The 16,114-nt window shown below is 62.2% G+C and carries 9 protein-coding genes; 6 read left to right on the plus strand and 3 right to left on the minus strand.

The window, feature by feature from the left end; all coding sequences use genetic code 11:
* Positions 1-141: 141 nt before the first annotated feature.
* The 6 genes from ACIPL0_RS19590 to ACIPL0_RS19615 all read left to right on the plus strand — a co-directional run bounded on the left by ACIPL0_RS19590 (position 142) and on the right by ACIPL0_RS19615 (position 6,369).
* Positions 142-1,089, plus strand: coding sequence for a LysR family transcriptional regulator (locus tag ACIPL0_RS19590; RefSeq protein WP_400597782.1), 948 nt, complete (start codon positions 142-144; stop codon positions 1,087-1,089).
* A 403-nt stretch (positions 1,090-1,492) separates the two neighbouring features.
* Positions 1,493-2,344: a sugar phosphate isomerase/epimerase family protein gene (locus ACIPL0_RS19595; RefSeq protein ID WP_400597780.1), complete on the plus strand. Its 852-nt coding sequence runs from the start codon at positions 1,493-1,495 to the stop codon at positions 2,342-2,344.
* 13 nt (positions 2,345-2,357) lie between these two features.
* Positions 2,358-3,437 carry an isopenicillin N synthase family dioxygenase gene (locus ACIPL0_RS19600; protein WP_400597778.1) on the plus strand — a complete coding sequence of 360 codons (1,080 nt, stop codon included), beginning with the start codon at positions 2,358-2,360 and terminating at the stop codon, positions 3,435-3,437.
* Positions 3,438-3,514: 77 nt separating this feature from the next.
* On the plus strand, positions 3,515-4,330 hold the full coding sequence (locus ACIPL0_RS19605) for an ABC transporter substrate-binding protein (RefSeq protein ID WP_400597776.1): 816 nt from the start codon (positions 3,515-3,517) through the stop codon (positions 4,328-4,330).
* A gap of 161 nt (positions 4,331-4,491) precedes the next feature.
* Positions 4,492-6,042, plus strand: a complete 1,551-nt coding sequence (locus ACIPL0_RS19610) for an amino acid ABC transporter permease/ATP-binding protein (RefSeq protein ID WP_400597773.1) — start codon at positions 4,492-4,494, stop codon at positions 6,040-6,042.
* 54 nt (positions 6,043-6,096) lie between these two features.
* Complete coding sequence (locus ACIPL0_RS19615) at positions 6,097-6,369, plus strand: Rho-binding antiterminator (RefSeq protein WP_400597771.1); 273 nt, start codon at positions 6,097-6,099, stop codon at positions 6,367-6,369.
* A gap of 301 nt (positions 6,370-6,670) precedes the next feature.
* On the opposite strand, the gene recD is transcribed toward ACIPL0_RS19615, so the two are convergent.
* The 3 genes from recD to recC are packed head-to-tail and all read right to left on the minus strand — an operon-like array spanning position 6,671 to position 15,932.
* On the minus strand, positions 6,671-8,755 hold the full coding sequence (gene recD / locus ACIPL0_RS19620; RefSeq protein ID WP_400597770.1) for an exodeoxyribonuclease V subunit alpha: 2,085 nt from the start codon (positions 8,753-8,755) through the stop codon (positions 6,671-6,673).
* Positions 8,752-12,450: an exodeoxyribonuclease V subunit beta gene (recB, locus tag ACIPL0_RS19625; protein ID WP_400597768.1), complete on the minus strand. Its 3,699-nt coding sequence runs from the start codon at positions 12,448-12,450 to the stop codon at positions 8,752-8,754. The genes recD and recB overlap by 4 nt, the downstream gene beginning before the upstream one ends.
* The gene (gene recC, locus ACIPL0_RS19630) at positions 12,447-15,932 is read right to left on the minus strand and encodes an exodeoxyribonuclease V subunit gamma (RefSeq protein WP_400597766.1); all 3,486 of its coding nucleotides are present in this window, start codon (positions 15,930-15,932) and stop codon (positions 12,447-12,449) included. The genes recB and recC overlap by 4 nt, the downstream gene beginning before the upstream one ends.
* Positions 15,933-16,114: the final 182 nt, after the last annotated feature.

The raw sequence follows: 16,114 nt of genomic DNA on the forward strand, positions 1-16,114 counted from the left end.
GATGCCGACTGACCTACCGGGTTCGCCAGCAAGCCGGCTCCTACAAGGGATGTTCGCTTGGGGTTCCAGTTGGATCGGCCCGCGCTTCGGAGTATAGATGTGCAAACTTCTAACAAGAACGCACATAAAAGCAGGTCCAACATGCAAAAAAACATCACATCCCTGAGTGCCCTCAACTGGGATGACCTGAAGTTTTTTCTGGAAGTGGCACGCACCCGCAAGGCCAGTTCAGCGGCCAAGCGGCTGGCGGTGGATTACACCACCGTGTCGCGGCGGATCAATTCGCTGGAAGCCTCGCTGGGCACCCTGCTGTTCGAAAAGTCCCGTAATAACGGCTTTGTCCTGACCGCCGAAGGGCAGCGCCTGCTGGGTTCGGCCGAATCCATCGAGAGCACCCTGCACATCGCCTGCGAGCAAGTGTCCGGCTCCGGGGTGGCCCTCTCGGGCCATGTGCGCATGGGCTGCACCGAAGGCTTCGGCAGCTTTTTCATTACTCCGCAGCTCAGCCATTTCACCGACACCTACCCGGCGATCTCGGTGGACATCCTGCCGCTGCCGCACTTCATCAGCCTGTCCAAACGCGAAGCCGACATCGTCATCGCTCTGGAACGCCCGGAACACGGCCCCTACGTGTGCTGCAAACTGTGCGACTACAACCTGCGCCTGTACGCCACCCGCGAATACCTCGATAACCACGCGCCGATCAAACAGGTCGACGACCTCAGCGAACACCCGTTCATCAGCTACGTCGACGATCTGGCCTTCAGCTCCGAACTGCTCTACCTGAGCAACCTGCTCCCCGGCGCCCACGCCCACCTGCGCAGCACCAGCGTCATCGCCCAATACGTTGCCGCCCTGCAAGGCCGCGCCCTGGCGATCCTGCCCTGCTTTCTCGCGGCACAGGATTCACGGCTGCTGCCAGTGCTGGAAAGCGAAGTGAACATCACCCGGCAGTTCTGGATGTACTGCCGCGAGGACCTGAGGAAGCTCAAGCGGATTACATTGTTGTGGGACTACATCCGCACCGCGACCGAGAAGAATCAGGCGTTTTTGTTGGGGGAGTCGGAAGTGATGAGTTTTGTGGACTGACACCGCCCCCTGTGGGAGCTGGCTTGTCCTGCGAGCTGGCACGAAGCGGCAGTAAAACCTACGAACGCGGTCAGTCAGGCACACCGCGTTGACCGGTTTTACGACTGCTGCGCAGCCGCTCGCAGGACAAGCCAGCTCCTACAGACCCTGTGCAAAGGTCTAGATTGCACCTCGCCACCATAGTTTAGAAATCTCTGAACTATGCATTTGAGCTTTCCTATTCTTCCGTCGCCAAAACCGCACCTAAGATCGGCCTCAATAAAGGAGCCCGTCCAGTAGAGACACGGCCCGAAGATTGCCTTTTTCAGATGTGACTGCCGCTGTATCCCGTTTCGGTTCGCGCCGGGGCGGAGCCATGCCGCACGGCACGTCAGTCGTATGACGCAATCTTTGAGGACGATCGATGAAACTGGAAATCTTCCGCACGATGTGGGGTTACACCGCCAGCAAGGCTCAGGCACTGGACGAGCTGCTGGGGGCCGGCTTCGATGGCATGGAAGCCCGCCTGCCGCTGACGCCGGTGGAGCGTGCCGAGTTTGGCGCCTTCCTGCGGGCCAATCACCTGCCCTACATCGCCACCGTCTTCACCGCCTACGACGTTCTCCCTGAACAATCGGCCACCGTCGCCGAGCACCTCACCGATCTGGACAAGAAACTCGGCTGGTCTACCGAGCTGGCGCCGCGTTTCGTCAACGTGCTGCCCGGCAATGACCGCTGGCCGCTGGCGCAGCAGGTCGAATTCTTCGGTCAGGCGTTGGAACTGGCGCGCAAGCACGGCCAGACCGTTACCTTCGAAACTCACCGCGCCCGGTCGCTGTTCAACCCGTGGGTGACGCTGGAACTGATCCGTCAATTGCCGGACCTGCGCTTCACCAGCGACATCAGCCACTGGATCGTCACTTGCGAGCGCCTGCTCGACGACCCGGAAGACGACCTCAGCGCCTTCGTCGAGCGCGTCCATCACATTCAGGCCCGCGTCGGCTACGACCAGGGCCCGCAAGTCCCACACCCCGCCGCCCCCGAGCGGGCCCGCGAGCTGGCCTTCCACCAGCAGCACTGGGAAGCCATCTGGAAAGCCCAGCAGGCACGCGGATATCAGGTCACCACCCTGACCCCGGAATTCGGCGCCGACGGCTACCTGCATCACCTGCCCTTCACCAACGTACCGGTGGCCGATCTGTGGTCGCTGAACGTGTGGATGGCAAAAACCGAACGTGAGCACTTTCAGCGCTTTACTCATACAACAAGCCGTTAAGGAGCGTTTCGCCATGCCTGATCAGTCAACTGCGGCAGCACCGAAGGTGGCCAATTTCAGCAGCATCCCGGTGGTCGACATCGCCGGTCTGTTCAGCGCCGACATCACCCATCGCCAGGCCGTGGCCGACGAACTGGGCAAGGCCGCGCGGGAGGTGGGCTTTCTGTACGTGAAGAACCACGGCATCGCCCCCGAGTTGATCGCCGGCCTGCGTCAGGCGGCCAAGGACCTGTTCGCCCAGTCTCTGGACTACAAGATGCAGCACTACATCGGCACGTCGCGCAGCCACAAGGGCTTCGTGCCGGAAGGCGAAGAGGTGTACTCCAAGGGCAAGCCGGATCACAAGGAAGCCTTCGACATCGGTTTCGAAGTCGGCGACGACGACCCACTGGTGATCGCCAAGACCCCGCTGATCGGCGCCAACGAATGGCCTGACCTGCCCGGTTTCCGTCCGGCAGTGGAAGCCTATTACGCCGCGGTGTTCGCCCTCGGTCGCACGCTGTTCGACGGCTTTGCCCTGGCGCTGGGTCTGGAAGAAGGCTACTTCGACCCGATGGTCACTCGCCCGCCGTCCAAGCTGCGCCTGATCCATTACCCGTTCGACGGCGCCGCGCAGGATGCGCCCGGTATTGGTGCACACACCGATTACGAGTGCTTCACCATGCTGCTGGCGGACAAGCCGGGGCTTGAGGTGATGAACGATCTGGGCCAGTGGATCGACGCTCCGCCGGTGGAAGGCGCTTTCGTGGTCAACATCGGCGACATGCTGGAGGTGATGACCGCTGGTACGTTCGTTGCTACGGCTCACCGGGTACGCACCGTCAGCGAGGAGCGCTATTCCTTTCCGCTGTTCTTTGCCTGTGATTTCCATACGCAGATCAAGCCGCTGCCGGCCTTCATGAACCAGAGCAGCGAGGACGGCAGCCAGGCCTACGAGGAAATCACCATCGGCGAACACATGTTCGGCCAGGCCTTGCAGACCTACCAGTACCTGCGGCGCAAGGTCGAGAGTGGCGAACTCAAGTTGTACGAAAAAGCCCGCAAGCCTTCGAGCTTCGGCCATTTGAAGAATCAGGCACAGGAGCCGTCCTGATGCGACGCCCGCTCACGAGCCTGACCGATTTTTCCAGACCAACCGTGCCTTACCTTCCTGACGTGGAGTCATCGACGATGCGCAATACCCTGAACACTGTTGTTCGCCTGAGCGTTCTTGCCACCGCCGTACTTGGCGCTTCCGTATTCGGTACCGTGGCCCAGGCCGCTACCACGGTGACACCCGGCCAGTTCAAGGTCGGCATGGAGATCACCTACCCGCCGTTCGAGTCCTACGACGAGAAGAAAAACGTCGTCGGCTCCGACCCTGAACTGTCGCACCTGCTGGCCAAGCACATGAACCTCAAGGCCGACTTCGTCGACACCAAGTTCTCCAGCCTGATCCTCAGCCTCAATGCCGGTCACTACGACGCGATCATTTCCGGCATGTACATCACCCCTGAGCGCCAGACCCAGGCGCAAACCATCGCCTACGCCAAGACCGGCGCGGCGATCATGGTGCTCAAGGACAGCCCGGTGAAACCCAAGGTGCCGGAAGACCTCTGCGGCCTGAAGATCGGCCTGGAAAAAGGCACCACCTGGGTCGCCCAGTTCAACAAGCTGTCTGCCGAAACCTGCGTGCCGGGCGGCAAAGGCGCGATCTCGGTCAGCGAGTTCCCGTCGGCGCCGGAAGTGACCCAGGCGCTGCTGTCCGGCAACGTTCAGGCACAGGTGGAAATCGACGGCGCCGCCGGCATGATCGCCGAACGCACCAAGGGCCGCGTAGTGGTCAGCACCGAGCATTCGATCTATCAGCAAACCCTCGGCATCTACGTGAAGAAGGGCAACGACGAGCTGTATCAGGCGCTGCTCAAGGCCTTCGACGAAACCAAGAAATCCGGTGAGTACGCAGCGCTGCTGAAGAAGTACAACCTGGAAGAGCCGAGTAACTGAGGCTGACGCTTCATCCCTTGTAGGAGTGAGCCTGCTCGCGATGCGTTGTATCAGACACCACTTATGTGTCTGGAAGAATGCAATCGCGGGCAAGCTCACTCCTACAGGGGCTCACGTTTGACGAGGGATTGCCCGTAGGGCCTGCCCGCTGAGGTGTGTGTATGCAATTCGAATGGTCCTACTTTTTTTCGCTGTTCTCGGTCGCCGACTTCTGGGAATCCTGCATCACGGTGATCGAGCTCAGCGCGCTGGGCTGGTTCATCGGCATGCTGCTGGGTTTCCTGCTGGCCTCGGCGAAACTCTCGACCGCGCGCTGGATCAGCGTGCCCGCGTCGATTTATATCTGGTTCTTCCGCAGTGTCCCGCTGCTGGTGCTAGTGGTGTTCACCTACAACCTGCCGCAGATGTTTCCGGTCACCCGCGAGGTGCTGTCCAACCCGTTCTATTCCGGACTGCTGGCGCTGGTGGTCACTGAAGCGGCGTACATGGCGGAGATCCATCGCGGCGGGCTGATTTCGGTCGCCAAAGGCCAGAAGGAGGCCGGCCGGGCGCTGGGCATCGGCCTGATCGGCATGCAGCGACTGATCGTGATTCCGCAGGCGTTCCGCATCTCTCTGCCGACCCTGATCAACGAATACATCACCGTGGTGAAACTGACCTCGCTGGTGTCGGTGATTTCCCTCACCGAACTGCTCACCGTCGGCCAGCGCCTGTACGCGCAGAACTTCCTGGTGATGGAAACCCTGTCGGCGGTGGCGGTGTATTACGTGATGATCGTCACCGTGTTCGGCTGGCTGTTCCACTGGCTGGAGCAGCATCTGGAGCTGAACAACCGCAAGCCACAAACCCTTGATGACAGTGCCCTGAGCCGCCTGCGTGGCAGCCTTGTCGCACAGCCGGGCAAGGCCCGTCGCACGGATGCCGGCCCTGGTACGGCACCGGCGCTGCAACTGGTCGACATTCACAAGAGCTACGGCCAGCACCATGTGCTCAAGGGCATCAATCTGGAAGTGAACAGCGGCCAGGTGATTTCCATCATCGGCCCGTCGGGCTCGGGCAAGACGTCGCTGATCCGCACGGTGAACAGCCTTGAGAGCATCGACCAGGGCGAAATCATCCTGTTCGGCGAAGGCTTCATTCATGCCGGCGACAGCCCCAACGCCCCGCAGATCCGCCGTGGCGTGCAGCGCATCGGCATGGTGTTCCAGAACTTCAACCTGTTCCCGCACCGCACCATCCTCGACAACGTGACCCTGGCGCCGCGTTATCACGGTCGTGACAAGGCCATCAGCGAACAGCGTGCCTATGCCCTGCTGGACAAGGTCGGCCTGCTGGCCCATGCCCACAAATACCCGCATCAGCTGTCCGGCGGCCAGCAGCAGCGTGTGGCGATTGCCCGTGCGCTGGCGATGGACCCGCAGGTCATGCTGTTCGACGAACCGACTTCAGCGCTGGATCCGGAACTGGTGGGCGACGTACTCAAGGTCATCGCCGACCTGGCGAAAGAAGGCATGACCATGCTGATCGTCACCCACGAAATGGACTTCGCCCTGTCGATTTCCGACCGGGTGATTTTCATGGAAAACGGTCTGGTGCAGGTGGACGCCTCGCCGCAGGCCATCCTGGCCGATCAGTGTGGCGAGCGGGTGCGCAAATTCATGGGCCTCGACGCTCTGGCCGCTCAGCCGGAGCCGGTGCGCAAGGAAGCGTGAGCGGCTATCGTGGAGCAACTGCGATAGCACCGCCACGCCGCCCCGGAGCCCGACATGGACAACTACACGCCACTGAGTTGCGATCTCTATGACTATCTGGAGATCGCTTGCATGCACCGTTACCGGTTGAAGGTCGAGCTGGTCGACGGCACGACCTTCGAAGGCACACCGCTGACCACCCGCACCGCGCCGAGCAAGGAAGAATTTCTGCTGTTCGCCGACGACATCGGCGAAGTGCGCATGGACCAGATGCTGGCGATCACCCCGCTGACCGAAGGCGCCAGCTTTGGCCGGGTGGAGTTGGGTAATTCGTTTTGTGCGACTTGATAAGGGCTGAATAAACGACGCCACATCCCGGCCCATGCACAAAACCTGTGGGAGAGGGCCAACTGTCTTAGGCGTCGGATCCGGCAATATCGCGCTGACTGACACACCGCCATCGCGAGCAGAGCTCACTCCTACAGGTTTGGCGGCAATCCACAAAACTTGTGGCTGACAGCGATCCTGTGGGAGGGAGCCCTGCTCGCGAATGCGTCAGATCAACCGCTACGATGTTGACTGACCCGGCGCTTTCGCGAGCAGGGCTCCCTCCCACAATTCGATGCCCGGCGTGACGTGGCCGGCGCATTCACACCTCCAGCATCAACCCACTCAGCCGCTTGACCTTGCGCCGCACCGCTTCTTCGAACACCCCTTGCCGCGGCTCGATCAGCGTGAACCAATTCTTGGCCCGGGTAATGCCGGTGTAGATCAGCTCCTTGGTCAGCACCGGGTTGAGCGCGTCGGGCAGCATCAGTGCGGTGTGGGCGAACTCCGAGCCCTGGGATTTGTGCACGGTCATCGCGTACACCGTTTCCACATCGTTGAGCCGGCTCGGCAGCACGAAGCGCACCCCGCCGCTGCCGTCGTTACGCGGAAACGCCACACGCAATGCCTGCCGGTTTTCCTCGGGTGCACCCTCCGGCAAACGCAGTGCAATGCCGATGTCGCCGTTCATCAAGCCCAGCCCGTAGTCGTTGCGGGTCATCAGCACCGGGCGGCCTTCGTACCATTGCTGATCACTCTCGATCAGCCCGGCGTTGAACAGAATCCCGGTGATGCGCTGGTTCAAGCCCTCCACACCCCAGTCGCCCTTGCGCACGGCGCAGAGCAACTGGAATTCATCGAAAGCATCCAGAACCTTGCGCGCCCACTCGACGCAGCGTGGATCTTCAATGGTGGCCAGATCCTGCGGCCGCTGTCGGTTCATGACATCCAAGTAATGCTGATAGCCCTGCGGCCCATCGCCATGGCCCTTGATGACCAACCGTGCAAAGGTGCGGTCGTGCTCGCTGACTTTCTCCGAATACAGGTCCTTAAAGCGGGTATCGCCGAGCAGCGCTCGCGCCTCCTGATCCTGCTGCTGGTTGACCGCCTTCGCCAGCTGACCGATGCCGCTGCCCGCGCCGAAACGTCGAGAGTGACGCAGCATCACCACTTGCTGCGCCAGCGCGTGCTGCACGTCGTCACCGGACTGCAAACCGCTGCGGCCCATGTTCTCGCCGCTGGCCGAGGTCAGCCAGGCTTGAGTCTGCGGGCTGTACATCCCGGCCTCGGCGTCGCGACACAGATCCCCCAGCACCGCACCGGCTTCCACCGAAGCCAATTGGTCCTTGTCGCCAAGCAGCACCATGCGCGCGTGGGGCGGCAAGGCATCCAGCAGGTTGGCCATCATCTCCAGGTCGATCATCGACGCTTCATCGACCACCAGCACGTCCAGCGGCAGCGGGTTGCCGGCGTGATGACGGAAGTGCCGGGTGCCGGGACGACTGCCCAACAGACGGTGGACCGTGGTCACGTCGCTGGGGATTTTCTCTTTGACGTTGTCCGGTACTTCAAGCGAGCGCACCTGCAGGCTGATGGATTCGGTCAGCCGCGCCGCCGCCTTGCCGGTCGGTGCCGCGAGACGAATGCGCAGAGGCTGGCCGCGCTCCACCGCCGGCGATTGCAGCAACGCCAGCAGACGCACGACGGTGGTGGTCTTGCCGGTGCCGGGACCACCGGTGATGATGCTGAACGCACCCCGGGTCGCCAGCGCACAGGCCAGCTTCTGCCAGTCGATCTGAGCGTCAGGCGCCGAGCTGGCCGCACCGAACAACCCATCCAGGCGGGCAGCCAGATCTTCCGGCGCCGGCTCCCCTTGTGCCAGACGACGACGCAGCGCGGCATCGATGCGCCGTTCATACGTCCAGTAGCGGCGCAGGTACAGGCGCCGCTCCACCAGCACCAATGGCTTCTGTGCCGCCGCCTCGCTGTTGTCGCCTGCCGCTGCAACCAGCGTGCTGGCCGCCAGTGCCTTGCACCAGGACGCACCGTCCAGCGTCTTGAGCAGCGCCGACGGCAGCAGCATCGGCGTCGACAGCACGTCGCCTTCCGGCGGCAACGACAGGGCGAAATCCGGTTCTTTGAGTGTTTCGTACAAGTCCAGGCAAACGTGGCCGTGACCCAGTTGGTGGCTGGTCAATGCCGCCGCCAGCAGCACCAGCGAGTCCGCTGTCGGATCAATCTCGGCAAGGAACGCCACGAAGGCCTTGTCCAGCGCGCGCAACCAGCCGCGCTCGACCCAGCGCTGCAACAACAGCAACAGATCGGCCACGCGGGTCAGCGGCTGCAGTGCAGCCAGGCTCTCGGCATCCAGCGGCGTCGGCAGCAATTCAGCGAAGGTACGGCTCATGCGAGTTCTCCTGACAACACGTCGTCCTGGGTCAGGGCACGGCCCTGAAACAGCTGATCGAGGCTCTCGATCAACTCACGCGGTGGCCGGGTGAACCAGGCACCTTGGCTCGCCGAACGACTGCCGCGCACGAACAGATACAGCGCGCCGCCCATGTGCCGGTCATAGTCGTAGTCCGGCAGCCGCGCTTTAAGTTGCCGGTGCAACGCCAGCAGATAGAGCACATATTGCAGGTCGTAGCGGTTGTCCAGAATCGCGCCCTCCATGGCCAGTTGCGTATAGGCCTCGTCGTCGGCACCCAGCCAGTTGGATTTGTAGTCCGCCACGTAATAGCGGCCCTGATGCTCGAAGGTCAGGTCGATGAAACCCTTGAACATGCCGTTCAGCGCCACGGTTTCCGCCGCCGCGCGAGGAGCGCCGTTGTGGGTGAAACGGCGCACCAGCGCATCCAGTTGCGCGACCTCGACATGGGAACAGGCAAACCAGAACTCCATCTCGACCCGGTACTGGTTCGGTTGATCCAGCGCCCGCAACGCCACGGGCTCATCGTCAGGCGCGAGCCGCAGCGGCACATCCAGCAGGTGCCGCAGCCAGTCGTTCAAAGTGCTGATCCAGCCTTCCCAGCCACGTCGGTTGCAGCGTCGGGCGATGGCTTTCTCCAGCGCTTTGGGATCGCTGGCCGCGGCGGCAAACCCTTCCTGCCCGGCCCATTCCAGCAAGCCGTGCAAAAAGGTGCCGGGGTTCGGCCCGCGTGGGAAGCGATGGATATCGCCGCCACTGGCCGGGACCTCTCGCGGCGCATCGGGGTCGAGGCGTTCGTCGTCGAACAGCTTTTGCGCCTGGGCACTGTCGGGAGACTGATCGCCGCTGTCGGTGATGGTGTCGCCGATGCGCAGCGCACTGTAGGAAGCGATCCACCAATTCTCTCTGGCGCTGCGTCGAGGCAGGCGCGGCTTGCTCAGGGCGGCGACATTGCGCGGCGCGCTGAACGTTTCAGTGGTGGGCTCGGGAACGGTGTCGATGTGAATCACCGCCTTGTCGTTCGCCAGCGCTTGCAGCCAGTCACTCAATCCCGTCGATTCGACCAGCGCTGCCCCGCCACCCAGCAGGTAGCCCAGCGCCGAACGATGCAGGACCGAACCGCCGGCGTTACCGCGCTTGAGGTCGGCCACGCCCAGCCAGCAGGCGTGTTGCGCGCGGGTCAACGCCACGTAGAGCAGACGCAGGTCTTCGGCCAGACGCTCGTCGTCTGACTGCTCGATCAGTGCAGCGGTCGGTTGCAGGCTGATGTGTGCCTGGCCGTCGGCGTCGTGGAAATGCAGGGGCAAACGGCTGCCATCCACTGGTTTGAACGAGCAAATGAACGGCAGGAACACCAGCGGGTATTCCAGGCCCTTGGACTTGTGGATGGTCACCACCTTGACCAGTTGCTCGTCGCTTTCCAGACGCAAAATCTGTTCTTCACCGGCCTGCCCCGACAGCGCCAGATGTTCGCTCAGATGGCGAATCAACGCCTGCTCGCCATCCAGTTCGGCAGCGGCCTGTTGCATCAGCTCCGACAAATGCAGCAGGTTGGTCAGCACCCGCTCGCCGTCGCTGCGCCGGATCAGCGTCTGGGGCAGACGGAAGTCGTGCAGCAGACGACGCAGCATCGGCAGCACCCCTTGGGTACGCCAGATGCGGCGGTACTCACGGAACTGCAGCACGCGGTTTTCCCACGCCAGTTCGTCCTGATTCAGCCGCTCCAGTTCGGCCAGCGGCAGATCGAGGGTGATGCTCGCCAGCGCAGCGCGCAGGATGCGTTCGGCATCCGGCTCGGCACAGGCCTTCAGCCATGCCAGCAGGTCTTGCGACTCTTGGGCGGCAAACACCGAATCCTTGTCCGACAGGTAGACACTGCGGACCCCTCGCGCCGACAGTTCGCCGCGCACGGCCTGCGCTTCCCTGCCGTCACGCACCAGAATCGCGATGTCGGCGGGTAGCACACCGCGCAGCGCTTCACCGTCTTTGGCAAAGCCGGCACGGCCCTGCTGCCCACCGTTGAGCAAGCGCACGATTTCGCTGGCGCAACTGGCCGCCAACTGTTGCCGATACAACGTGCCGGACACGGCCTGATCACTGGCAAGCTGCCAGACATTCAGCGCGGCGACGTTTTGACCGTCCACCTGGAAATGCTCTTTGCGCCCTTGTGACGCCACCGGCAGAAACGGCACCGGGTTGCCCTCGGCACTGCGGAACAGAAACGCACCGCGCCCCATCGCAGCGTCCTCGGCACGCTGGAAAACATGGTTCACCGCGTCGACCATGCCATGGCTGGAACGGAAGTTGGTACCCAACGTATGCAGCCGCCCTTCGGTCGCGTAACGCGCCTTCAGGTAGGTGTAGATATCGGCGCCGCGGAAGGCGTAGATCGCCTGTTTGGGGTCGCCGATCAGGAACAGTCCGGTGCTTTCATCGTTGGCTTCGAGACGGTAGATGCTGTCGAAGATCCGGTACTGCACCGGGTCGGTGTCCTGGAATTCGTCAATCAGCGCGACCGGAAACTGCTCGCGAATCAAGGTTGCCAGGCGCTCTCCCGCAGGTCCGTGGAGCGCGGCATCGAGGCGCAACAGCATGTCGTCGAAACCCATTTCCGCACGGCGGCGCTTCTCTTCTTCAAAGCGATCGCCCACCCACTGCGCCGCATGCTCCAGCACGGCTGCGTCAGGGGTCGGCAGGCTGTCTAGCGCATCTTTCAGCAGGACCATGGCGTCGAGTGCCGGGTGATCGGGTGGCGTGCCTTTCCAGGCTTCGGCCATGCCGTCGGGCGTCAGGCGAGTGAAGCCGGTGCCGAGGTCCAGATATTCCTGTTGCTCGTCATTGGCCCAGGCGATCAGCTTGTCGAACCATGGCTTGAAGTAACGCTCCTGCATCTTGCGCCCGTCGACGGTCTTGGCCTTCACCCCGTCGAGGCAAATGGCGTACAGCTGGGCAGCCCATTCGGCCCAGGGCGACTTCAACGCCTGCAAGGCTTCACGCCGTTGTTGCACCGAGGCTTCGATCAGTTGCGCCGGCTCTTGAGTAACGCTCGCCCGCGAACGGCCAAACAACGCACGCACCCTTGGCAACAGCGCTGCCGGCCCGCCCCAGTTGTCACGCACCCAGTTCAGGGCGTCGCCGCTCATGGGGTAGCAGAAGGTCCGCCAGTAATCGCGCAGCACCTCGCCCAGCAGGTCGCTGTGGTCGGTTTCCAGGCTCTGGGTGAACAGGCTGCCACTGTCGAAAGCGTGCTCACGCAGCATGCGTTGGCACCAGCTGTGGATGGTCGAAACCGCCGCCTCGTCCATCCACTGCGCCGCGATGTCCAGCCGTCCTGCACAAGCGCTCCAGTGTTCGTCGGCAAAGCTGTTGCGCAGCTCGGCGATCAATGCGTCGGGTGCTTCAATCTCTTCGCGGAAAAACCGGGCGGCTTCGGCCAGACGGGTGCGAATACGGTCGCGCAGTTCTTTGGTCGCCGCATCGGTGAAGGTCACCACCAGAATCTGCGGCGGCAGAAGCTCACGGCCAAAGCCTGCGGCGTCGCCGCCATGTCCCAACACCAGGCGCAGGTACAGCGCCGAAATGGTGAACGTCTTGCCGGTGCCGGCACTGGCTTCGATCAACTGGCTGCCTTTGAGCGGGAAACGCAGCGCCAGGGGTTGTTGTGGGTTGCTCATGCTCCGGCCTCCTCGCTGGACAGGGATTGCCAGGGCGCGTCGAATATCGGTTTGTACAGCGACTCGCACCAGCCGACGAACTCTTCGCTGGCCAACAAGGCGTCGAAATCGGGGAATTGCCGCAACAGTGCGGTGCTCTGCACCCGCTCACCATCGCTGGTCTGACCGTCGCCGTCGTAGGCTTTGCGCGCAGCGGCTTCGGCTTTGGTTTCGTCGGTCTGTCCGAGCCAGGCGAATGCCGTTCTTACCGCGACCGGCAGCGGTCGCTGCATACCGTGTTGCCAGGCCAGCAGCAGATCGTTCAGGGTATTCGCCGCCGTGTCTCTGTCCAGCGGAGGCAGGAGTAGCGTGTCGTCGCTGGCCACCAGCGCGGTGGTCAGCGGCAGGTTGCAGGCGCAGGCCACCAGATGATTGACCCAGGGCTTGATCAGGCGATGCCATTTGCGGCTCTTCTTCCCACCAATCGCGTTCGGCACCGCCGTGACTGCCAACAGCTGCCCTTCGGTGCTGCGATACAGCCCATCGAGCCAGCCATCCAGTTCGATGCCCTGATACGCCCAATTGACCGGCAGCGCGCTGTGCAACCGCTCCGGCCACTGCAACAGCAGGTCTTGATGACGCTGCAACAGATCCGGCAGAGGCTCGATCAATTCATCCTGCAGCAGTGTGCCGAAGCCGGCCATCGGCAACAACCCGCTGGCTTGCAGACGGCCAGCCTGAGCGCGCAGCGAAACTTCGATGTGCTCCGGCTCACCCAAGGCGGCCTGTAGCAGGCTGTCGCTGAGGCTGTAGCGCTCAAGGGCATCGAGTACGAACGGCTCCTCGTCGGCCAACGGTGCTTCGCTGACTTCAAAGAAGATTTTCAGCCGCTGGTTGAAGAAGTGTTTGACCGGGTTGCGCAGAAAATCCTGCAATTGCGCAAGGCTCAGCGGCTCTTCCTGCTCGTGCTTTACCAAAGGTTCGGCTACGGCGAGATCGGCGGTGGCTTCATGCAGCACCTGCCATTCACGGGCAAAGCTGAAGAAATCCAGGTTTTCCTGGAAATACTTCGAACTGAACGGCTGCAATGGATGTTCGAGGGTCAACTTATGCAGCAACTGCTGTCCCGGATCGTGCTTGTGTTGGTCCACCGGCTCCACGGCTTCGATCAGTCGCCAACCGCTGGCCAGGTGATCACGCAACTGGCCGATCAGCACCGACGCCGGGCGCTCGGAGTTGTCGCGAATGCTGCGCCCGACCCAACTGATGTAAAGCTGATCACGGGCGGAGAGCAGTGCTTCCAGCAAAAGATAGCGGTCATCCTCACGACGCGAACGGTCGCCGGGACGGTAATCGCTGCCCATCAGGTCGAAATCCAGCGGCGGCTGCGCGCGCGGGTAATCGCCATCGTTCATGCCCAGCAGGCAGACCACTTTGAAGGGAATGGCACGCATCGGCATCAGCGTGCAGAAATTCACCGAACCCGCGAGAAAACGCTGGGACAGACGGCCCTGATCCAGACCTGCCAGCCAGGCCTCACGCACCACGGTCAATGGAAGCACTTCTTGCAGGCCGACCGATTCGCAGGTTTCCAGCCAGGTTTCCCGCAGCACCTCCAACTGACCGAGCAGGTAGTCGTCATGTTCGCTGTCGGCGGTGAAGAACAACTGCATGATGGCTTGCAGCCGCGCGCCCCACACCGCTGGCGTGGCCGGTTGCGACAGCTCGTCATGGGCGACCTGCAAGGCGTCGATCAACGCCACCAGCGGGCCGATCAGCGCGGCATCCAGACCGCCGATTTCATCGTACGGCTCAATGCCGTCGTAGGCACTCCCTGCACCGACGGCATAGCCCAGCAGCATGCGGCGCAAACCGAAATGCCAGCTGTTCTGTTCCAGCGCCTGGGGGAGCCCCAACCCTTCCCTCTGCCGGGCATTGAGGCCCCAGCGTACGCCCGCGCCTTCGATCCAGCGGTGCAAGGTCGGCAGATCGCGCTCATCGATACCGAACCGCAGGCGCAGGGCCGGTACGTCCAGCAAGTCGAGAATTTCACTGACGGGGAAACGGCTGTCGGGGATTTTCAGCAGATGCTCGACGGCAATCAGCAGCGGTTCGCGGCCGCGCTGGCCCTGGTCGGCGAGCGTGAATGGAATGAAGCGTTTGTCGTCACGATCCAGCTGACCAAACACCGCGCGGATATGCGGCGCGTAGCTGTCGATATCGGGCACCATGACGATCACGTCACGGGGGCGCAAGTTTGGATCGTTGCTGAAGCGGGCAAGCAATTGATCGTGGAGGATCTCGACTTCGCGCTGGGCGCTGTGGGCAACGTGGAAGCGAATCGAGCGGTCTTGCTTGAGATCGACGGCAGGCCATCGATCGCGGGTTTCGCCCAGCGGCCGCAGTTCGAGGATGTCGTCCTGCAACTGGTTGAGCAGGGTCTGCGGATCGTTGTCGCTGAACAGGTCGATACGCCCGTCACGGAACACCGAACGATAGCTGTCGGGATCATCATGGCTGTCGAGCAGGTTGATGTAGTCACGCCCCTGTTTGCCCCAGGCAGCCAGCAACGGGTGGGCGTGTTGGTGCAACGAATCGGGATTGAGCACCACCGGCATGCCGGCCTTGCGCGACTGGCGTTTGTACTCGTGGCGCAGCAGGTCTTTATCGGCAACGATATCCGCCCAGTGGTGGCGGCAAGGGTTATGCACGCATAGCACCACCTGGCTGAAACGAGCCAGTGCAGCCAGCGCCTCCAGCGCTTGAGCCGGCAATGAAGAAATACCGAACACGATGACTCGGGCAGGCAATCCGGCAGGGGCTTCGCTCAACGACTTGATGCGTTCCAGATAGCGCTGATGCACGCCGGCACGGCTCTGCGCCATGCCCTCCTCACCGACGTCGTGCAGCAACGCGCGCCACAACTCCGCCTGCCAGCAGTTTTCCGGCTTGAGTGGCTTTATTTCGCCGCGGACATTTTTCAATTGATGCCTGCCGGCAGCCCAGTCTTCCAGCCAGTCGGCGCGATACACCTGATATTGGTCGAACAGGTCGGCCAGGCGCTCCGACAACTGATAGCGTTTGCGCAAGTCGCTGTCGTCCGTCAGGAAACGTCTCAATGGTTCGAAATGCGGCTGGTCGATCAAGGCAGGCAGCAGCCGCATCAAACGCCAGGTCAGCGGCGCCTTGTCGAGCAGCGATGTCGCCGGGATTTCGTCCTTGCCCAGTACGGCGCGATAAAGCTGCCACATGAACGTACCGGGAAGCTGTACATCGACAGCAGCGGCAATGCCGCATCCACCCTGATCGTCATCCAGAGCATCTTCCGCCAGAGCCAGTTTCAGCCACTGGGCAATACCGTTGCTCTGTACCAGCGCGACCTCGTTCTCCAGCGGTGTCAGTGGATAGCGTCGCATCCAGGACACCACCAGACTGCGCAGCTCATCCAGACGGTTGCCATGAACCACCATGAATCCAGGGTTGAGGTTGGATGTCACCGGCATAGCTGCTTCCTTGGCATTTGGAGAGGGAGAAGACTAACAGAGGGCGTCAGCGATCAATCTGCATGCACAGATATTTTTCTTGCGCGCAAAGACAAAACCCCGTCTGCTTACGCAAACGGGGTTCTGCAATTTAATCTTGACGATGACCTACTCTCACATGGGGAAACCCCACACTACCATCG

It is taken from the genome of Pseudomonas sp. NPDC090208 (assembly GCF_044746785.1).
GTDB lineage: Bacteria > Pseudomonadota > Gammaproteobacteria > Pseudomonadales > Pseudomonadaceae > Aquipseudomonas.

Bases quoted from the DNA above. Each gene is read 5' to 3' on its own strand.
- ACIPL0_RS19590 (WP_400597782.1), top strand. From the start codon at position 142: ATGCAAAAAAACATCACATCCCTGAGTGCCCTCAACTGGGATGACCTG.
- ACIPL0_RS19595 (WP_400597780.1), top strand. From the start codon at position 1,493: ATGAAACTGGAAATCTTCCGCACGATGTGGGGTTACACCGCCAGCAAG.
- ACIPL0_RS19600 (WP_400597778.1), top strand. From the start codon at position 2,358: ATGCCTGATCAGTCAACTGCGGCAGCACCGAAGGTGGCCAATTTCAGC.
- ACIPL0_RS19605 (WP_400597776.1), top strand. From the start codon at position 3,515: ATGCGCAATACCCTGAACACTGTTGTTCGCCTGAGCGTTCTTGCCACC.
- ACIPL0_RS19610 (WP_400597773.1), top strand. From the start codon at position 4,492: ATGCAATTCGAATGGTCCTACTTTTTTTCGCTGTTCTCGGTCGCCGAC.
- ACIPL0_RS19615 (WP_400597771.1), top strand. From the start codon at position 6,097: ATGGACAACTACACGCCACTGAGTTGCGATCTCTATGACTATCTGGAG.
- recD (WP_400597770.1), bottom strand. From the start codon at position 8,755: ATGAGCCGTACCTTCGCTGAATTGCTGCCGACGCCGCTGGATGCCGAG.
- recB (WP_400597768.1), bottom strand. From the start codon at position 12,450: ATGAGCAACCCACAACAACCCCTGGCGCTGCGTTTCCCGCTCAAAGGC.
- recC (WP_400597766.1), bottom strand. From the start codon at position 15,932: ATGCCGGTGACATCCAACCTCAACCCTGGATTCATGGTGGTTCATGGC.